Annotated in this window: 18 protein-coding genes; 11 read left to right on the top strand and 7 right to left on the bottom strand. The window is 28.5% G+C overall.

Features of this window, described 5'->3' with window-relative positions; all coding sequences use genetic code 11:
* Positions 1-59 precede the first annotated feature (59 nt).
* From ACQPVP_RS13500 to ACQPVP_RS13490, 3 genes are all read left to right on the top strand, one after another.
* Positions 60-1,133, top strand: a complete 1,074-nt coding sequence (locus ACQPVP_RS13500; RefSeq protein WP_430850766.1) for an AI-2E family transporter — start codon at positions 60-62, stop codon at positions 1,131-1,133.
* 74 nt (positions 1,134-1,207) lie between these two features.
* Positions 1,208-2,017: a glutamate 5-kinase gene (gene proB / locus ACQPVP_RS13495; RefSeq protein WP_430850764.1), complete on the top strand. Its 810-nt coding sequence runs from the start codon at positions 1,208-1,210 to the stop codon at positions 2,015-2,017.
* A gap of 12 nt (positions 2,018-2,029) precedes the next feature.
* Positions 2,030-3,277 (top strand): glutamate-5-semialdehyde dehydrogenase, encoded by a 1,248-nt coding sequence (locus ACQPVP_RS13490; RefSeq protein WP_430850762.1) that lies wholly within the window; start codon positions 2,030-2,032, stop codon positions 3,275-3,277.
* A gap of 84 nt (positions 3,278-3,361) precedes the next feature.
* Here the strand turns inward: ACQPVP_RS13490 and ACQPVP_RS13485 are convergent, their stop codons facing one another.
* From ACQPVP_RS13485 to ACQPVP_RS13470, 4 genes are all read right to left on the bottom strand, one after another.
* A complete protein-coding gene (locus tag ACQPVP_RS13485; protein WP_430850760.1) occupies positions 3,362-3,928 on the bottom strand; it encodes a lysozyme inhibitor LprI family protein in 567 nt (188 codons plus the stop codon).
* Between the two features lie 180 nt (positions 3,929-4,108).
* Positions 4,109-5,212 (bottom strand): ABC transporter permease, encoded by a 1,104-nt coding sequence (locus ACQPVP_RS13480; protein WP_430850759.1) that lies wholly within the window; start codon positions 5,210-5,212, stop codon positions 4,109-4,111.
* The gene (locus tag ACQPVP_RS13475; protein ID WP_430850757.1) at positions 5,209-6,327 is read right to left on the bottom strand and encodes an ABC transporter permease; all 1,119 of its coding nucleotides are present in this window, start codon (positions 6,325-6,327) and stop codon (positions 5,209-5,211) included. The genes ACQPVP_RS13480 and ACQPVP_RS13475 overlap by 4 nt, the downstream gene beginning before the upstream one ends.
* A gap of 13 nt (positions 6,328-6,340) precedes the next feature.
* Positions 6,341-7,087: an ABC transporter ATP-binding protein gene (locus tag ACQPVP_RS13470; RefSeq protein ID WP_430850755.1), complete on the bottom strand. Its 747-nt coding sequence runs from the start codon at positions 7,085-7,087 to the stop codon at positions 6,341-6,343.
* Positions 7,088-7,377: 290 nt separating this feature from the next.
* Between ACQPVP_RS13470 and ACQPVP_RS13465 the strand changes: the two genes are divergently transcribed.
* From ACQPVP_RS13465 to ACQPVP_RS13445, 5 genes are all read left to right on the top strand, one after another.
* Entirely contained in the window at positions 7,378-7,842 is a 465-nt protein-coding gene (locus ACQPVP_RS13465; RefSeq protein ID WP_430850753.1) for a GNAT family N-acetyltransferase, read from the top strand.
* Positions 7,843-7,865: 23 nt separating this feature from the next.
* Positions 7,866-8,555 carry a SanA/YdcF family protein gene (locus ACQPVP_RS13460; protein ID WP_430850751.1) on the top strand — a complete coding sequence of 230 codons (690 nt, stop codon included), beginning with the start codon at positions 7,866-7,868 and terminating at the stop codon, positions 8,553-8,555.
* A 288-nt stretch (positions 8,556-8,843) separates the two neighbouring features.
* The gene (locus ACQPVP_RS13455) at positions 8,844-10,235 is read left to right on the top strand and encodes an NCS2 family permease (protein WP_430850749.1); all 1,392 of its coding nucleotides are present in this window, start codon (positions 8,844-8,846) and stop codon (positions 10,233-10,235) included.
* Between the two features lie 182 nt (positions 10,236-10,417).
* Positions 10,418-11,203 (top strand): SDR family NAD(P)-dependent oxidoreductase, encoded by a 786-nt coding sequence (locus ACQPVP_RS13450; protein WP_430850747.1) that lies wholly within the window; start codon positions 10,418-10,420, stop codon positions 11,201-11,203.
* Between the two features lie 9 nt (positions 11,204-11,212).
* Positions 11,213-11,497 carry a hypothetical protein gene (locus tag ACQPVP_RS13445; protein ID WP_430850745.1) on the top strand — a complete coding sequence of 95 codons (285 nt, stop codon included), beginning with the start codon at positions 11,213-11,215 and terminating at the stop codon, positions 11,495-11,497.
* A gap of 104 nt (positions 11,498-11,601) precedes the next feature.
* On the opposite strand, the gene ACQPVP_RS13440 is transcribed toward ACQPVP_RS13445, so the two are convergent.
* Both ACQPVP_RS13440 and ACQPVP_RS13435 read right to left on the bottom strand, forming a co-directional pair.
* Positions 11,602-12,789, bottom strand: a complete 1,188-nt coding sequence (locus tag ACQPVP_RS13440) for an ABC transporter permease (RefSeq protein WP_430850743.1) — start codon at positions 12,787-12,789, stop codon at positions 11,602-11,604.
* Complete coding sequence (locus ACQPVP_RS13435) at positions 12,782-13,513, bottom strand: ATP-binding cassette domain-containing protein (RefSeq protein ID WP_430850741.1); 732 nt, start codon at positions 13,511-13,513, stop codon at positions 12,782-12,784. The genes ACQPVP_RS13440 and ACQPVP_RS13435 overlap by 8 nt, the downstream gene beginning before the upstream one ends.
* Positions 13,514-14,293: 780 nt before the next feature.
* On the opposite strand from ACQPVP_RS13435, the gene ACQPVP_RS13430 reads away from it, so the two are divergent.
* Both ACQPVP_RS13430 and carB read left to right on the top strand, forming a co-directional pair.
* Positions 14,294-15,343, top strand: coding sequence for a carbamoyl phosphate synthase small subunit (locus tag ACQPVP_RS13430; RefSeq protein WP_430850739.1), 1,050 nt, complete (start codon positions 14,294-14,296; stop codon positions 15,341-15,343).
* A 13-nt stretch (positions 15,344-15,356) separates the two neighbouring features.
* Positions 15,357-18,569 (top strand): carbamoyl-phosphate synthase large subunit, encoded by a 3,213-nt coding sequence (carB, locus tag ACQPVP_RS13425; RefSeq protein ID WP_430850737.1) that lies wholly within the window; start codon positions 15,357-15,359, stop codon positions 18,567-18,569.
* Positions 18,570-18,659: 90 nt separating this feature from the next.
* Here the strand turns inward: carB and ACQPVP_RS13420 are convergent, their stop codons facing one another.
* The gene (locus ACQPVP_RS13420; protein WP_430850735.1) at positions 18,660-18,914 is read right to left on the bottom strand and encodes a CPBP family glutamic-type intramembrane protease; all 255 of its coding nucleotides are present in this window, start codon (positions 18,912-18,914) and stop codon (positions 18,660-18,662) included.
* A gap of 63 nt (positions 18,915-18,977) precedes the next feature.
* Here ACQPVP_RS13420 and ACQPVP_RS13415 point away from each other — a divergent pair, with 63 nt between their 5' ends.
* The gene (locus ACQPVP_RS13415) at positions 18,978-19,271 is read left to right on the top strand and encodes a hypothetical protein (RefSeq protein ID WP_430850733.1); all 294 of its coding nucleotides are present in this window, start codon (positions 18,978-18,980) and stop codon (positions 19,269-19,271) included.
* Positions 19,272-19,388 lie beyond the last annotated feature (117 nt).

The raw sequence follows: 19,388 nt of genomic DNA, 5'->3' as shown, positions 1-19,388 counted from the left end.
TATTTTCTTTTAATAAGGATAAACTAAATTTATTAAGTAACTAAAGGAGAGTTTAATTTATGAAAAAGAAAAATGTTTTAATGTATTTAGTTATTTTAAATTTATTTGTACTACTGATAATTTTATTAAGTAAGATATCCCTAGTAGAAAGCTTTATAGACGTAGTTTTTTCAGTAATAGTTATACCAATAATATTTGGAGTATTCTTATTTTATATACTTAAGCCACTAAATAATATATTTGTTAAAAAGAAAATGAAAAAAGGTAGAGCTGCAGCTTTAACATTGTTTATATTTTTCTTTATAAGTACCGGAATAATTAAATATTTTGGAGATTATTTTATTGAGCAATTTTTATATATTAAGTCCATATTTTTTAATATAATAAAGGAAAGAGGCGGAATAGATTATATAAAGGATCTAGTTAGGGGAAATAATTTTAGTACTAATTATTATGATAAATTTTTAGATGAGATACAAAATTATATATTTATATTAGGTATTAATTTAAGAAAGATATTTGATAAAGGAATGCAATTATTTTCAAATGCATTATTAGTTATTTTAATAGTATTCTACTTACTTAAAGATGAGGAAAATATAAAAGAATCCATGGTAAATGTATTTCCTAGGAAATATAAACATAAGATTTATGATATTGTAGAAGAGGGAGATGAAGTATTAGGATTATATATTATTGGTCAAGCAAAAGTGGCTCTTTCTCTGGCAACAATGATGTTTATTGGGTATAAACTAATAGGAATGGCAAGTCCGTTGCTTTTAGCCTCTGTTACATTTATATTGGCTTTTATACCCTTTGTTGGTTTCTTCATATCTTTAATACTTCCTTACATAATTGCAATAGCTTCAGGATGGAATATGATTTTAAAACTAACGGCATTAGTTCTAATAGCTCAAACACTTAAAGGTAGAATAGTTGTGCCGTTAATTATGGGAAAAACAATGAAAATACATCCAATTACAGATATTTTCTTAGTAGTAGGGGCAGCATCTTTAATTGGACCAATTGGAGCTTTTGTTGTAGTACCAATTTACTCATTATTTAAAGTTATTTTTAAACATTTCAATAGAGAAGTAAAAGAAAAGATAAAGGAGTTTAAAGAAGAAAATTAAAAGATTGTGATGTAGAAAAAGTATAGAAAAATATTTATAATTAAACAAAGAACAATAATGGGGGATTAGTAGGAATGAATTATAGAGATAGAATAAAAAAAGCTAATAGAATAGTTGTTAAGGTAGGAACTTCAACATTAACATATGATAATGGAAGTATAAATTTAACTAGAATAGAAAAGTTAACAAGAGTATTAGCAGATGTTATGAATTCTGGAAAAGAAGTTATATTAGTTACTTCAGGAGCTATAGGTGTTGGAGTTTCTAAACTAAAACTCCAAGAGAAACCTAAAACTATAAGAGAAAAGCAAGCTGTTGCAGCAGTAGGACAATGTGAATTAATGCATATATATAGCAAATTTTTCGGTGAGTATAGCCATACTATAGGTCAAGTGCTTTTAACTAGAGATGTAGTTGAAGATGACCATATTAGAAATAATGTCTGCAATACATTTGAAACATTAATTGAAAACGGAATTATTCCTGTTGTTAATGAAAATGATACAGTTTCTATAGATGAAATAGAAAATATAGTTAGATTTGGAGATAATGATAATTTATCAGCGATAGTTTCTAAGTTAGTAAATGCTGATCTTTTAATTATATTATCTGATATAGATGGATTTTATGATTCAGATCCTAGAAAAAATATAAATTCAAAGCTTATAAGAGAAATAACAGAAATTACGCCAGAACTTGAGGAGTGTTGTGGAGGTGCAGGAAGTAATTTAGGTACTGGAGGAATGATAACTAAGTTAACTGCAGCAAGAACAGCAATTGATGCAGGGGTTCATATGGTATTAGCTAATGGAGAAAATCCTAAGATAATACTAAGTATATTAAATGGAGAAGAAATAGGAACTTTATTTGTTTCAAATAAATAGGGAGGATAATTTATGATATTAGATTTAAATGATTTAGGAAGAAATGCTAAAGAGGCTTCCTATGACTTAGCAATAGCAGCAACAACTGAAAAAAACTATGCTTTAGAATCAATGGCTAAGGCTTTATTAAATAATAAACAAGAGATTATAGATGAAAATAAAAAAGACTTAAATCTAGCTATTGAAAAAGGCACTTCAAAAGCTATGTTAGATAGATTATCTTTAAATGAAGATAGAATTGAAGATATGGCTAAAGGATTGATGAAACTTATAGCCTTAGATGATCCTATTGGAGAAGTTGTAGAGATGTGGAAAAGACCTAATGGAATTAAAATAGGGAAGCAAAGAGTTCCAATGGGGGTAATAGGAATAATATATGAAGCTAGGCCTAATGTAACTTGTGATGCAGCAGGGCTTTGTTTAAAAACTGGGAATGCAGTTATTTTAAGAGGTGGAAGTGAAGCTATAAATTCAAATAAAGCTATAGTAAAGGTGTTAAAGGAAGCTGTAAAAGAATCTGGTTTACCTGAATTTTCAATTCAATTAGTTGAAGATACTAGTAGGGAAACAGCTACTAAAATGATGAAACTTAATGAATATATAGATGTGCTAATTCCAAGAGGGGGAGCAGGTTTAATACAAGCTGTAGTGAAAAATGCAACGGTTCCAGTTATTGAAACAGGGGTTGGAAACTGCCACATTTATGTAGATGAAATTTGTGACTTTGAAATGGCTAAGAATATAATAGTAAATTCAAAAACCTCAAGACCAGCAGTATGTAATGCAGCAGAAAAAATGCTTATTAATGAAAATATAGCAAATGAGTTTTTACCAATTATTATTAAAGCATTAAGAGAAAAGGAAGTAGAGGTAAGAGGAGATGAAAAAGTTAAGTCTATAATATCTGATATTATACCTGCTACTGAAGAAGATTGGGGTAAGGAATATTCAGATTATATAATTGCAGCTAAGGTAGTTAAAGATATAAATGAAGCTATTACACATATAAACAAATATGGGACAGGTCATTCAGAAGCTATAGTCACAGATAGCTATAAGAATTCTCAAAAGTTTTTAAATAAAATTGATGCAGCAGCAGTTTATGTTAATGCATCTACAAGATTTACAGATGGAGGAGAATTTGGATTTGGAGCAGAAATAGGAATAAGTACTCAAAAGTTACATGCAAGAGGTCCAATGGGACTTAAGGAGCTTACTACTACTAAATATATAATATATGGAAATGGTCAAATAAGATAATAAAATTCAGGACAGAGATATTTTTGTTTTTATACATATATATCTACTGTCTAAATTTTTGCATTATAAAAACAATCTAAGTTACTATTTCATATATTCGTTAACTAATTCATAGCATCTAGATTTAGTATTATTTGATAAACTTCTAATACGACTTAAGGGGGCTATTGTGCCACCATTAAATTGTTCATATGCATCTTTTGATTTTTTATCTCTGTTTTCGATCCAAGCAAGTTCTTCAATTCTTAATTTATCCATATCTTCTTTTGACAATTGTAACTCTAATTTTTCATAAACTTCATTCAACATATTATCCCATTCAATATATTCCTTATTAGCGGCATCGATCATATCTTGAGTTTTTGGACTAGCATATTTTTCTTTTAAGGATGTGTTTAAATTTTCTTCTAATTGATTTAATTTATCTAAATAAATTTGCTTTGTAGAATATTCATTAGTAATATTATCTTTATTTTCTATACTATCTTCATTTTGATCATCAATAGTAGTTTCTATTTTTTGTGCAGAACTTGATTTATTTTCTTTTTCATTGGTTTGTTCTTCAATTTCATTTATGTTAGTAGCGCAGCCTGTTAAAAACAATGTAAATAGAACTACAATAAAAATTATACTTTTCATAAATTTTCTCATAAATAGACTCCTTTATTTATTATAAACCACAATATATTATAATATATTTTCCAATGTTATACAAATAAGTTTTAAAAAACAAATTTTATTATTCGAATCCCAATACTAATATTAAAAATATAAAATAGCAAATTAAAAACCTTATATGAGTTTTTAATTTGCTATTTTATATGATATATCTTAAGATTTATTTTTTAGTTTGTATGAAGATAATCCTAGGAGTATTAATGATATTCCTAATAGTAATACTATAGTAGTAAGTTCATTTCCTAAAGTTGCACCATAAAGTATATTGCTATTAGAAGCATTTATCCAAGTTGTTGGTACTACCTTAGATATATTTTGTAGTACTGTTGGCATTATATCTCTTGGCCAGAAGCATCCACCTAGCATTGCAAAAGGTAGTATTACAAGTGTACTTACTGTTCCAGATACCCTTAAATCTTTAGCATGTGTAGTAATAAATACTCCAAGAGAAATAGTGAATACGCCAAATATTAGGAATAAGATATAGAGACTTAAAGGAGAATCTCCTAAATTAAATTTAAATATATATTTGAATATTAAAAAGTATAATGTAATTTGTGCAAATGTAATTACTAAAAATGAAAGTAAACTTTGTAATATATATTTAAATCTTGTTATTGGTGTGGTAAATAATCTTGTAAATACGTTCTTTTCCCTATCTTTTAGTATAATATTAGTTGCTGAAGTTGCTGAAAATAATAAATTAAGTACTATAAATGCCATAGCAGTATCTGTCTTGGATTTATTTCCTTCACCCTTATCTACACTTGTGTAGGATAATTTATAAGAACCATCTGAGTAGTACTTAACTGCATCATAAAACTTTTCTTCATCACCATTAGAGTTTTTAGCAAAAGTTTTTAGTATATTTATATAGTTATCTAATGAAGTTTTTATAGCTGTGGAAGTATTTCCTTCCTTTGCCTCATAAGTTTTTATTACAGGATCTTCATCATTAATTAAAGCTTGTGTATATCCCTGAGGAATAACTATTGCATAATCTATTTCATTATTAATTAAATTATCTTGTATAGTATCTTCATCATCAAAGTTAATCTCTGCCTTATCTTTTATATTGTCAATTATGTCTTCTGTAATAGCTGTATTGTCCTTATCTATAATAGTGACCTTTAAAGGGGCAGTGCCATTTGACCCAGAAAAGGCAATAATCATAAAAATTAATGGTAATACTATTAAAAATAGAAGATTTAATTTTTGTCTAAATAATCTTTTTAATGTTGATTTAAATATTGTCATGCTCTTTCACTCCTTCCTATTATATTTGCTCCCAAGAATAATAGAGCAGATATAATCCAAAGGCCTAATATATTTAAAAATACTTCTTTAGAAGCTCCCCCATAAATTGATTTAAACATAGCATTTGAAGCTAGATAGTTAGGTGTTAATTTTGATAAATAACCAAGAACTCCACTAAAGTTTACCTTGACAAATCCTCCGCTCAAAAATGTAAATATAGGAACTATGACATTTAAAAGAGCAAGTCCTATTAGACCTTTCTTTGTTGCCATTACAGCAAATATACCTAGCATGGTAGATAATACTGATAATGAAAATGCTGATAATAATATTGTTGGGATACTATTTGCAAAATTTACTCCAAATGCTAAATTTGAGATTAGTAATAGAATTAAGGCTTGAACCATGATTGTTATAACTACACCAACAGTTTCTCCAATAAATATTTCAGAAAGACTTAAAGGAGTAGATCTAAATCTATTTCCTACTGGGCCATAATAAGATTTATCTATAGCAAAGTTAGCATAAATTGATCCATACATTATTATCATTACGAGCATTGTTATAGAATAATAATCTATAGCAGAAGGTTTTTTACCGGATACTGAAACTGCCTCATCTTGAAGATTATTACCTTGATTTAAGGTAAAATCTCTTGATTGAATCTTAGCTAAAGCCTCCATAGCATTTGCTGAAGATGAATATGTCTCTATTATTCCTTTTACTATAGAGACTCCAAGTTGATTGTATTCAGATCCAATTAACTCAAGCTTACCAGAAAAATTTTCATCATAAATAACTAATGCATCATATTTTCTATTTTCAATTAATTTTTTTCCTTCCTCGATATCATTAATTTTTTCTACTTGAATTATATCTCCAAGTTCATCTAGTGTTATAAAGTTTTCAAAGGCTCTAGCGCCATCGGTTGAACCTTTATCTACATATAATAAATTTACTTTATCAACAGTTCTTGCAGTAAAGTCTTCATTATTTTCAAGTGCATTTCCTAAAATTAATATTAGAAATATTGGTATTAATATCATTATTATAAGGCTTTGTACATCTCTTATTGATTGTAATAGTCTATACTTGACTATAGTTAATATTTTCATAAGGTAATACCTCCTAATCCCTAAGGCTTCTGCCAGTAAGTTGAAGGAATACTTCTTCTAGAGAAGCTATGCTTCCATCTTCATGTTTTACTAAAGCCTTAAGTTCATCATTAGTGCCTCTTGCGATTATTTCTCCATGGTCTATTATGCAAATATCAGAACATATAGCATCTACTTCTTCCATATAGTGAGAAGTATAAATTACAGTAGAGCCTTGTTCATTAAGTTTCTTTATAGTTTCTAAAATATTATTTCTTGATTGAGGGTCAATACCTACTGTTGGCTCATCAAATATTATTAATTTAGGTTTATGAACAATAGCACAAGCTATGTTTAATCTTCTTTTCATTCCACCAGAAAATTTTGGAGGAAAGTCTTTTCGTCTATCCCATAATCCAACAAATTCTAATGTTTCCTTAACTGCTTCTTTAAGTTGTTTTCCTCTTAATCCGTACAATTCTCCAAAAAATTTAACATTTTCTTCAGCTGTTAAATCATCAATTAAAGCTAAATCCTGAGGTACTACACCTAAGTTTTTTTTAATAGATACAGGATCTGATTTTATATTTTTTCCAAATATTTTAACTTCACCAGAGTATTTAGAAAAAAGTCCACTTAAAATACTTATAGTAGTTGTTTTACCAGCCCCATTTGGACCTAGAAATCCAAAACTATCTCCTTCCTTAATGTTTAATTCTTTTATGTCCACAGCTTTAAAATCTTTGTAATTTTTTACTAGATTTTTTATTTCAATTACCATATAAATTCCTCCTATATGAACATTGTTCATTTAAATATAATTTAATATTAATACTACGAGTTATCTTATACAAACTTAACAAATCCTTAAAATACCTAAAAAAGATGTAAATTAATTCAATATGTTTAGATAAGTTCTTATATCTTAAAAATTCATATTAAATGTATTTATTTTAAAATTTAAAATTATAATAAAGTCTTATAGTTTTAACTATGGTTATTTATAGAAAATATAAAATAATAATATTATAATTATAATGAATGATAAGTGTGATTGATAAGGAGTATTATATGAAGAAAAAATATGAAATTAGAAGTAAGTATTTTAATGAACTTAACATAAATGAGATTTATGAAATTGCTAAGGCAAGATATGAGGTTTTTGCATGTGAACAAGAAATAACATGTGAAAATGATTTTGATGATAAAGATAAAGAATGTATGCATTTATTTGCTATAGATAATGAAAATGGAGTGGAGAGAGTAGTTGGATACTGTAGATTACTTCCACCAGGTCTTTCTTATGATGATGCTTCAATAGGAAGAGTACTAGTATTGAAAAAATACAGGGGTAAGGGTCTAGCTAAAGAAATGATGATTAGGGCAATTGATGAGATTGAAAAAAATTATAAAGTGAATAATATAAGTTTATCTGCACAATGTTATATTAAAGAATTATATAAGAGTGTTGGATTTAAAGAAGTTTCAGCGGAATATGAAGAAGCGGGAATACCGCACGTTAAAATGAAATTATGAATATAATGGAGTAGGATGGTTCTATGAATATATTTAAGGTTAGGAAGTGGAGAAAAAGAGGTATGGGAATATTTATATCTTTACTAATAATATTTGCATTAACCATAAGTGTTGCCATTTCAATAGTTAATAGTTATAAAAAGTATATATATAATTTAGAAGATATACCTAATGATAATTATGCCATAATAGTTCTTGGAGCAGGAGTCAGAAATGATGGAACTCCTTCTGATATATTAGCAGATAGGCTTGAAACTTCCTTAGAGGTTTATAAAGCTAATATTGGTAGTGTATTTATTTTAAGTGGCGACCATGGAAGGGAAGAGTATAATGAGGTCAGATCTATGAAGGACTATATTATGAAAGATAATATAGATGAAAAAATAATTTTTATGGATCATGCAGGGTTTAGCACTTATGATAGTATGTATAGAGCAAAAGAGATTTTTAAAGTAGATAAGGCTATCATAGTTACTAATGAATATCACTTGCCTAGAGCATTATATATAGCTAGAAAGTTAGGAATAGAAGCTTATGGTGTAAAATCAGATAAAAGAGGATATCAATTAATGGATAGCTATAAAAAACGTGAGGTTTTAGCTCAATTAAAGGATTTCTTTTATGTGAATATATTAAAACCTGAACCTAAATTTTTAGGTGATTCTATTCCTGTGAATAATTCTGATGGAAGAGTAACGGAAGACGAAAAGTAATTTATAGATAGTTGGAGAAGTGAGAAATTAAAATCTCACTTCTATTTTTATGCTACAAAAAGATTAAATGAAAAATAAATACACGGATATTCATCTTGTGGATAAAGTGTTAATATTCGTATTTTGGGGAGTTGAGATATAAACACTATGAAAAAAAATATAAATATTAAAAAAAACTTGGATTAATATGAGAGAATTTATAAAATAAGAAAAAATATATTGATTTAATACGAATGAAATGATAAGATATCAATGTAACATTCGAATTTTGTGAAACGAGGTAAAAATATGGAAAAGTTTTTTAAACTTAAGGAAAATGGAACTGATGTTAAAACTGAATTGATGGCTGGTTTAACTACATTCCTAACTATGGCATACATTTTATTCGTAAATCCTACTATTTTATCAGCAGCAGGTATGGATAAAAATGCGGTTTTTGTTGCTACTATAATTGCAGCAGCTGCAGGAACATTAATAATGGGCTTAGTTGCTAATGTACCTTTTGCACAAGCACCAGGTATGGGATTAAATGCATTTTTCACATATACAGTAGTATTAGGTCTTGGTTTTACGTGGGAACAAGCTTTAGCAATGGTATTTATTTGCGGTATTATTAATATTATTATTACTACAACTAAGATAAGAAAAATGATTATACAAGCAATTCCTCATTCACTTCAATATGCAATTTCAGGTGGTATAGGTTTATTTATTGCTTTTATAGGTATTAAACAAGCTCAATTTATTAACTTTACAGGTGAAGCAGCAAACCAAATTGCTTCATCAGAAGGTTCATCAATATTTAATAGTGTAACTCTAGCAATAACTGATTTTAAAGATCCAGCGGCTTTATTAGCATTAATTGGATTAGTAATTACACTTATTTTAATGCTTATAAACTTTAAAGGAGCGATTTTAGTAGGTATTCTTTTAACTACGGTTATAGGGATTTTTATGGGAGTAACACAAGTACCAGATTTTTCACAAATTGATTTTGGTATTCCAAGTTTAGCACCAACATTCTTTAAGCTAGATTTTGCAGGATTGTTTAGTGATCCTACTAAGATAGTTTTAGTGTTTACAACTGTATTTGCATTTTCATTATCAGATACTTTCGATACTATAGGAACATTCTTAGGAACAGGTAGAAAAGCAGGAATCTTTGATGATAATGATGAAAAGTTATTTGAAAGTGAAAATAATTTCTCATCAAAATTAGAAAGAGCATTATTTGCAGATGCAACAGCAACATCAATTGGAGCACTTTTAGGTACAAGCAATACAACTACATATGTTGAAAGTGCAGCAGGAATTGGTCAAGGAGGAAGAACTGGACTTACTTCAGTTACAGTAGCTGGATTATTCTTAATATCATTATTCTTATCACCAATAATGGGTATGGTACCATCAGCAGCTACAGCACCAGCGTTGATAGTTGTAGGTGTTCTAATGATGGAATCTTTCAAGAATATTGATTGGGCAGATTTTGAAGTAGCTATGCCAGCATTTTTCATAGTAACATTTATGCCTTTTACTGGAAGTATATCAAACGGGGTAGCAGCTGGATTTATAACATACTGCTTAACTAAATTAGTTAAGAAAGAAGCAAAAGAAGTTCACCCAATAATGTATATAGTTAGTGCATTATTCTTACTAAGCTTCATAATCAATGCAATATAGTATATTTTAAATATAAAAATAATTTTGGGGATAAATAATAATTGAATTTAACTGGTGAAATATCATCCTAATAAATATGATATTTCACCAGTTTTTATTTTTTAAAATATTTATATTTTAAATACATTATGATATATTAAAAATTAAAGTTTAATATCTAAATATAAATGGAGGATTTTTTTATGGGTAAACCGTATGGTAGGAGTTGTGTGTTAATAACAGGAGCTACTACTGGTATAGGATATGAATTAGCAAAGCTATATGCAAAAGATGAAAATAACTTGATTTTAGTTGCAAGAGACGAGGAGAGATTAAAAGAGGTAAAAGACGAGTTAGAATTTTATAATATTAAAGTTTATACTATTGCCTTGGATTTATCTGAGGATAACTCTTGTGAAAAAGTATTAGATTTTGTGAATAAAAAAAATCTGTCTGTGGATATTTTAATTAATAATGCGGGTATGGGTTCCTTTGGATATTTAAGTGAAATAGAAATGGAAAGTGAACTTAAATTAATTGATGTAAATATAAGAGCTGTAACGGAGCTAACTAAAATATTTTTACCAAGCATGATAGAACATGGTGAAGGAGCAATAATGAATGTTGCGTCAACAGCAGCTTTTTGTGCTGGACCTAAAATGGCCACTTATTATGCTTCTAAATCTTATGTACTTAATTTTACAGAAGCTTTATATGAAGAGTTAAAAGGAAGTGAAATAAAAGTAAGTTGTTTATGTCCAGGACCTGTAAAAACTAACTTTCAAGAAAAGTCAGGAATAAAGAAGAAGGAATCAGCTAAAAAGGCATTAATGACACCTAGAGATGTAGCAAAAGTTGCTTATAAGGATTTTAAAAAGGGGAAACTAATAATAATTCCTGGATTTAAAAATAAGCTAATTATAACATTAAATAAATTAGTACCTAGAAGTTTGTCTAGAAAGATAATATTAATGATGAACGAAGGATAGGTGATATTAGTGGAAGAAAATATAAAAGATGAAATTATAGAACTATATGAGACCTTAGTAGATAATGGGGTTACTTTTTACTATGGAAGTGAATCAATACCAACAGGAGAAGTGACTAAATTTGACCTATTAAATGATGAAATAATTGAGATTGAGTTAGATGGGTTTGAAATATATGAAATTAATATTGATGATTTTATAGAACATCATTCTAAAGAAGGAGCTAATTATCATACTTGGCCTGATTGTAGAAAGTTTGATAACAAACTTATTGAAATGAAAAATGGAGAATGAAAAATGTAAAATTAAGGAAGGGATTCAGCTTAGAGCTGAATCCCTTTAATTTTTATAATAATTCACCGAGGTGAATTATATCCACAATTCTTCATTTTTCATTTCTAGTTTCTAAAAATGACTTCTTCTTTAGAGAACATGAATTTAGCAAATATAATTGAAGCAACTATATACACTATATGCCATCCAACTACTATAGCTATATGTTTAATGTCAAATATTCCAACAGTAAATTCCTTCATTAAGCAAATTGCATTAGTTATAGGAATATTAAAGAATGATGGGTTTATACCTTTTGCATCCATCATATATGGTAAGAATGATAGTATCATAGTTGGCATTGTAATAGCAGCTAAATATGAGTTAGCTTCTTTAGTTGACCTTGCATATATACTTACTGAAATTTGTAGTGCAGATAATGTTACTAGCACTAAACAACCTATTACTAACATACCTAATATAGTTGCTGGTGATAAATTGAACTGAATGTCTCCTTCTCCAAAGGTCATAAATTTTTGCATTGAAAATACCATTGCAGCTAAGTTAGCTATTAGAGCTATAAAGGAAATTGTGCATAATGCTGTTATCTTACCCCAAAGTAACGAAGATCTTTTTGCTGAAGTTGAAAGTAATGGCTCAAAAGTAAATCTTTCTTTTTCTCCTGCTCCAAGATCAGCAGCCATACCAACTGTTGAAGAAACCATAAGTATTACTATAAGTGTTGGTATCATAGTAAGAAGCATAGACGCAGCACCATTTACATCTTCACTATCTAAATTTATTCCAGATTGAATATTAACTTCAAATGGCTTTAATATTGAAGGGTCAATGCCGTTTGCTGATAATCTTTGTTCTACGATTGTATTTTTATAGTTTTCATAAATTTCACTCACCATACTACTAGCAATCATTGATTTATTAGATTCTTCATCTATTAATAAATCAATAGTATCATTTTTACCAGCAGCTATATTTTCATCAAAGTTTTCTGGAATATTAATAATAAGTTGAATATCTCCATTTTTTAAGGCTTCAGTAGGAGAGTCTACTTCAGGAAGCTTAATATTTTCTAATGAGGTGATTACCTTTGCCATATTAGAATCAGTATCGCCTTCTATATAAATATTAATTTCTTTTTCAACATCAGTTTGAGCTTTTTCTATTGATGATGACATAAATTTAAACATTAAAGGATAAATAAGAATTGGTAGTATTAAAGTAAATACTAATGTCTTTTTATCTCTTACAATATCTATAAGTTCCTTCTTTAAAATAGTTAAAAAGTTACTCATTAGTATTACCTCCTATAAGTCCTAAGAATGTTTCTTCTAGGTCATCATTATTATATTTTTCTTTTAAATGAGATAGAGTACAATCCTCTAATAGCTTACCTTTATTAATAATAACGACCCTATCACATAATTTTTCAACTTCTTTCATAGAATGGCTTGAAAATAATATAATTTTATTTTCTTTTTTACATTGAAGTATGAAGTCTTGTACAATTCTTGCAGCACTTACATCTAATCCAGTAGTTGGTTCATCAAAAAGCATCACGGAAGGATTATGGACTATTGATCTAGCAATAGAAATTTTTTGTTTCATCCCTCTGGAGTATTTACCAACAGGTTTATTAATATAATCTTCCATTTCAAAGCTTTTAGCTAATGAGTCTATTCTTTCGTCTGCTTCTTTTTTATTCATTCCATAAAGGTTAGCAAAATATCTGATATTCTCTCTTCCACTAAGTCTATCATATAGACCTACATCACCACCAAAAAGAATTCCTATTTCTTTTCTTACTCTTTCAGGGTTTGATTTTACATCGATATCATTAACTTTAATATCACCGTCGGATATTTCAAGCATGGTAGATATCATTCTAAGTGTTGTTGTTTTACCTGCACCATTTTCGCCAAGTAGCCCAACTATCTCGCCTTTATTTACTGAAAAAGATAAGTTATCAACTACTTTTGCTTTTTTAAATTGTTTACTAACATTATTAAGTTTAAGCATGGATTTACCTCCCTTTTTATTAATAGTAAAATTTATTGTTTTAAGAGTTATTATATACTATATTATAACATTGAAAAATGAAATATCAATAGAATTTATAAAAAATACCAATTAATTCTAATTATATAATAAATTAATACTCAAAATATTTCTATTACTGTAAGTCATTATATAAATGACTTAAGTAACTATTTAATAATAATTATAGGATATTTTTACAAAAAAAGCATTTAATACACAAGGGTGTATAAAAATTTATAATTATTGAATATTTATTCATAAAGGCGTGTAATTATAAATAAATATGATGTATTATATATATAAGTATATAATTTAAGATTTATCTACTATCCTAAGTATTTATATCAGTTAAGTTTATTTGAAAATGTAAAATAGATAATACAATAAATATTATTATAATAATATTTATTGTATAATTATTAATATAAAATTTCTTGACATATATATGGATAAAATATAAAATATTATCAAAAGGATAAATAATTATCAAAAAGATAATTCATAAGTTAAAAAGTACACTTTAAATTGGTCCTGTGAGGCCAGAAAGGGAGTATATGATTATGTTATATTTATATTCACAAGATAATTGCATAGCTATGTCAGTAGAGACATTTTCTAGTACTGATATTATATATAAAAGGATAGTAAGGAGAGAACTGTAATTTCGTTGTCTCCTTAGTATCCTTTTTATTTTAGTAAGATAAGCTTTTATGAAGTGTATTTTTAGCTATATATATTTAATTTTTAGGAGGGCTAAATATGAGAGCAAAGCTGATATTAGAAAATGGCATGATTTTTGAGGGTAAAGCCTTTGGATACTTAAAAGATAGTATTGGAGAGGTAGTATTCACTACAGGAATGACAGGTTATCAAGAAGTTTTAACAGATCCATCATATTATGGACAAATAGTTACTATGACTTACCCCCTTATAGGTAATTATGGAATAAATTTAGAGGATATGGAATCAAAAGCACCAAAGGTTAAGGGGTTCATAGTAAGAGAAAAATGTAATTTTCCAAATAACTTTAGATGTGAAATGGACCTTGAAAGTTATTTAAAGCAAAATAAGATAATAGGTTTAGAAGGAATAGATACAAGAGCATTAACTAAGATATTAAGAAATCATGGAACAATGAAGGGAATGATTTCTTTAGAAGATATTACTTTAGAAGATGTAAAGGAAAGAGTTGAAGGCTTTTCAAACAAGGATGCAGTTAGTATAGTAAGTACAAAAGAAAAGTACACTATAGATGGTGAAGGAAAGCACGTAGCAATAATTGATTTTGGAATAAAAGAAAATATAATTAGAAACTTTAAAAAGAGAGGCTGTAAATTAACAGTATTCCCGATGAGTGCAACTGCAGAAGAGGTTTTAGAGATAAATCCAGATTTAATATTTTTATCAAATGGACCTGGGGATCCAGAAGACCTAGGGGATGTAATAGAAAATATAAAGAAGTTAGTAGGAAAGAAACCTTTAGTAGGTATATGTTTAGGACATCAACTTTTAGCATTAACTTTAGGTGGAAAAACTACTAAGTTGAAATTTGGACACAGAGGATGTAATCATCCAGTTAAAGACTTAGAAGAAAATAAAGTCCATATTACATCACAAAATCACGGATATGTAGTTGAAACATTACCAGAGGATGTTGTAGTAACTCACGTTAATATTAATGATGGAACTATTGAGGGAATGAAGCATACAAAACTTCCAATATTCTCAGTTCAATTCCATCCAGAAGCTGCAGCAGGACCAAAGGATAGCGAATATATATTTGATAAATTTATGAAGTATGCACTATAGGAGGGATTAGGATATGCCATTAAATAAAGATATTAAAAAAGTTTTAGTTATAGGATCAGGTCCAATAGTTATAGGTCAAGCTGCAGAGTTTGATTATTCAGGAACTCAAGCTTGCCAAGCTTTAAAAGAAGAAGGAGTAGAAGTAGTATTAGTTAATTCAAATCCAGCAACTATTATGACTGACGCGGAAGTTGCTGATAAGATTTATATAGAGCCATTAACAGTAGAATTTTTAGAAAAAGTTATTGAAAAAGAAAGACCAGATAGTATGATTACAGGAATGGGTGGTCAAACAGGTCTTAATTTAGCAGTAGATTTATATGAAGCAGGAATTTTAGATAAGTACAATGTAAAAGTAATTGGTACATCTATTCAATCTATTAAAGAAGGAGAAGATAGAGAACTTTTCAGAGATATGATGAATAGAATTAACGAGCCAGTTATTCAAAGTGAAATAATAACTGAAATGGAAGCTGGAATTAGATATGCAGAGCAAATAGGATATCCAGTAATAGTTAGACCAGCTTATACACTAGGAGGAACTGGTGGTGGAATAGCTAATAATGAAGCAGAGCTTAGGGAAATATTAGCATCAGGATTACAATTAAGCACAATTGGACAAGTACTTTTAGAAAAATCAGTTAAAGGCTGGAAAGAAATAGAGTACGAAGTAATGAGAGATTCTTATGGAAACTGTATAACTGTATGTAACATGGAAAATATAGATCCAGTTGGTATCCACACAGGTGATAGTATAGTTGTAGCACCATCACAAACTTTATCTGATAAGGAATATCAGATGCTTAGAACTTCAGCTATAAATATAATAAATGCTGTAGGAATTGAAGGTGGATGTAATGTACAATTTGCTTTAAATCCAAATTCATTTGAATATGCAGTAATAGAAATTAATCCAAGGGTTTCAAGATCATCAGCTTTAGCGTCTAAGGCTACAGGATATCCAATTGCTAAGCTTGCTGCAAAAATAGCTTTAGGATATGGATTAGATGAAATTAAGAATGCAGTTACTCAAAAGACATATGCTTGTTTTGAGCCAACATTAGATTATGTAGTAGTTAAGATTCCAAAGTGGCCATTTGATAAGTTCTTTACAGCTGATAGAGCTTTAGGAACTAAGATGATGGCAACAGGAGAAATAATGGCTATAGGAGCAAACCTAGAAGCTGCACTATTAAAGGGTATAAGAAGTTTAGAAATAGGAAAATACTCTTTAGATCATCCGAAGTTTAAGGAATTAAGTATTCAAGAATTAAAATCAATAGTAGTTAAACCAGATGATGAAAGATTATTTGCTTTAGCTGAAATGATTAGAAGAGATTATAGAATAGAAAGTATTGCTAAGATAACTGGAATAGATATATTCTTCTTAGAAAAGTTCAAATGGATAATTCATGAAGAAACTAGATTAAAGTTAAGCAAAATAGAAGATTTAGATAAAGAATGGTTATTAAACTTAAAGAAAAAAGGATTCTCAGATAAGGCTATAGCAGATATGCTAAGAGTTAGTCCAGAAGATGTTTATAGACTAAGATCTATATGGAATATTAAGCCTGCATATAAGATGGTTGATACTTGTGGAGGAGAATTTGAAGCGTTATCACCATATTACTACTCAACTTATGAGCAATATGACGAAGTAGAAGTATCAGATAATAAGAAGGTAATAGTTATAGGTTCAGGTCCAATTAGAATAGGACAAGGTATTGAATTTGACTATGCTTCAGTTCACTGTGTAAAATCATTAAAGAAAATGGGAATTGAAACTATAATAGTAAATAACAATCCAGAAACAGTAAGTACAGACTTTAATATTTCTGATAAATTATATTTTGAACCACTAACAGAAGAAGATGTATTAAATATAATTGAAAAAGAAAATCCATATGGAGTTATACTTCAATTTGGTGGTCAAACAGCTATTAAGCTTGCAAACTTCTTAAAAGAAAAAGGAATTAAGACTTTAGGAACTACAGCAGATCAAATTGATATGGCTGAGGATAGAGAAAAGTTTGATGAATTATTAGAGAACTTAGGAATAGATAGACCAAAAGGTAAGGGTGTTTGGACTATGGAAGAAGGATTAGAAGAGGCTAGGAGATTAGGATTCCCAGTATTAGTAAGACCTTCATATGTTCTAGGTGGTCAAGGAATGGAAATTACTCATGATGAGGAAGAATTAAAATATTACCTAAAGAATGCGTTTGCAAAGGATAAAAAGAACCCAATATTAGTAGATAAATACTTAATGGGTAGAGAAATAGAAGTAGATGCCATATCAGATGGAGAAGAAATATTAATTCCAGGAGTTATGGAGCATTTAGAAAGAGCTGGGGTTCACTCAGGAGACTCAGTTACAATGTATCCAAGTCAAAACATTAGTAAAGAAATTAAAGATAAAGTTTTAGATTATACTAAGAAATTAGCAGTTGCTATAGGAATAAAGGGAATGATAAACATTCAATTTATTGAGTTTGAAGGGGAGCTGTATATAATAGAGGTTAATCCAAGAGCTTCAAGAACTGTTCCTTATATAAGTAAGGTAAGTAAGGTTCCAATAGTAGACTTAGCTACGAAAGTAATGCTTGGACACAAGCTAAAAGATTTAGGTTATGGAGTAGATATATACAAAGAACCAGATTTAGTATCTGTTAAAGTTCCAGTATTCTCAACTCAAAAGCTTCCTAAGGTTGAAGTATCTTTAGGACCTGAAATGAAATCTACAGGAGAAGTACTAGGAGTAGGAAGAAATATTAAAGAAGCTTTATACAAAGGCTTTGTAGCAGGAAGTATGTATCCTTCAAATAAAAAGGGTAAGATATTAGCAACTATCAAAAACCATGATAAGAAAGAATTCTTACCAATAGCTAAGATGTTAGCAGAAGTTGGGTATAAATTTGTTGCAACTGAAGGAACTGCAAATCTTTTAAGAGAAGCTAATATAGAAGTAGAAGTAGAAGTAGTAAGAAAATTACACGAAGAAAAGCCAAATATATTAGATGTAATAAAGAATAAAGAAGTTGATTTAGTAGTTAATACGCCAACTAAGGGAAATGACTCTAATAGAGATGGATTTATAATAAGAAGAGCTGCTGTAGAGAGAAATATAGGAGTAATAACAGCTTTAGATACTTTAAGAGCAATAGCAGAAGTTAAGGTTCAAGGAATAGAAGAGAAGGATTTAGAAGTATTTGATATAACAGAATAGAGAAATAGCTTATATAGGGGATAAGAAAATTACTGATTTATAAAAAAAGGAGTTCAGGTAAGTATCTGAGCTCCTTTTTTATATAGTACATTAAAAAAAGTTATATAATCCATGAAATATTATTGATGGGGTTAAAGATTTAGAGGAAGTATATAATTTGCCTAGAAGATAACCTAATAAAAGAGGTAATAATGAAGTCTTTAAGTTATAAGTTCCATAATGAGCTAGCATAAATATAATTGATTGGGCAATGTTAGCTTCAACATCACTTAATTTATAATACTTTAAAGCAAAAAAAGAAAGCCCTCTAAAAATAATTATGTAAATAAAATTTACTAAAAGCATTGACTTTGAACGTGTGTTCGGTTAATATAATTATAGAACTTATGTTTGGTTGGAGGGGTCATAATGAATAATGATATTTTTGTAAAATTGAATTATAAAACAATTGGTGAATTTAAGAGTTTAATAATAGATAGACAACATAGAGATTATAATAATAATAAATATATGATTTGCACAGGAAAATATGATAAGAATGGTTGGACGTTTATATTTAAAGCAAATAGCTTAAAGGAAGCAGAAGATTTTATTAATCAAAATTCAATAAAAAGAAAAAGTATAATTAGTAAAAAAAGAATAATTGAAGACAACATAACACTAATAAATAGTGATAAAATACATATTCCAGCTTGGATATAAATAAGGGCTCAGATTACTCTGAGCCTTTATTTTGCTTTAACGAGAGTGTAAAATAGTCTGTGTAAACTTCAGAAAATGATATAATAAATTATCAATTATGGAGGGAACACAGACTAT

The organism is Clostridium nigeriense (genome assembly GCF_050585265.1).
Taxonomy (GTDB): domain Bacteria; phylum Bacillota; class Clostridia; order Clostridiales; family Clostridiaceae; genus Clostridium; species Clostridium nigeriense_B.
Note: the sequence above shows the minus strand (reverse complement) of the source record. Positions and strands in the feature narration are given on the sequence as shown.

Coding starts and splice junctions, on each gene's coding strand:
- proB (WP_430850764.1), top strand. CDS start 1,208: ATGAATTATAGAGATAGAATAAAAAAAGCTAATAGAATAGTTGTTAAG.
- ACQPVP_RS13455 (WP_430850749.1), top strand. CDS start 8,844: ATGGAAAAGTTTTTTAAACTTAAGGAAAATGGAACTGATGTTAAAACT.
- ACQPVP_RS13475 (WP_430850757.1), bottom strand. CDS start 6,327: ATGAAAATATTAACTATAGTCAAGTATAGACTATTACAATCAATAAGA.
- ACQPVP_RS13420 (WP_430850735.1), bottom strand. CDS start 18,914: ATGCTTTTAGTAAATTTTATTTACATAATTATTTTTAGAGGGCTTTCT.
- ACQPVP_RS13440 (WP_430850743.1), bottom strand. CDS start 12,789: ATGAGTAACTTTTTAACTATTTTAAAGAAGGAACTTATAGATATTGTA.
- carB (WP_430850737.1), top strand. CDS start 15,357: ATGCCATTAAATAAAGATATTAAAAAAGTTTTAGTTATAGGATCAGGT.
- ACQPVP_RS13430 (WP_430850739.1), top strand. CDS start 14,294: ATGAGAGCAAAGCTGATATTAGAAAATGGCATGATTTTTGAGGGTAAA.
- ACQPVP_RS13470 (WP_430850755.1), bottom strand. CDS start 7,087: ATGGTAATTGAAATAAAAAATCTAGTAAAAAATTACAAAGATTTTAAA.
- ACQPVP_RS13465 (WP_430850753.1), top strand. CDS start 7,378: ATGAAGAAAAAATATGAAATTAGAAGTAAGTATTTTAATGAACTTAAC.
- ACQPVP_RS13480 (WP_430850759.1), bottom strand. CDS start 5,212: ATGACAATATTTAAATCAACATTAAAAAGATTATTTAGACAAAAATTA.
- ACQPVP_RS13485 (WP_430850760.1), bottom strand. CDS start 3,928: ATGAGAAAATTTATGAAAAGTATAATTTTTATTGTAGTTCTATTTACA.
- ACQPVP_RS13415 (WP_430850733.1), top strand. CDS start 18,978: ATGAATAATGATATTTTTGTAAAATTGAATTATAAAACAATTGGTGAA.
- ACQPVP_RS13450 (WP_430850747.1), top strand. CDS start 10,418: ATGGGTAAACCGTATGGTAGGAGTTGTGTGTTAATAACAGGAGCTACT.
- ACQPVP_RS13460 (WP_430850751.1), top strand. CDS start 7,866: ATGAATATATTTAAGGTTAGGAAGTGGAGAAAAAGAGGTATGGGAATA.
- ACQPVP_RS13435 (WP_430850741.1), bottom strand. CDS start 13,513: ATGCTTAAACTTAATAATGTTAGTAAACAATTTAAAAAAGCAAAAGTA.
- ACQPVP_RS13490 (WP_430850762.1), top strand. CDS start 2,030: ATGATATTAGATTTAAATGATTTAGGAAGAAATGCTAAAGAGGCTTCC.
- ACQPVP_RS13500 (WP_430850766.1), top strand. CDS start 60: ATGAAAAAGAAAAATGTTTTAATGTATTTAGTTATTTTAAATTTATTT.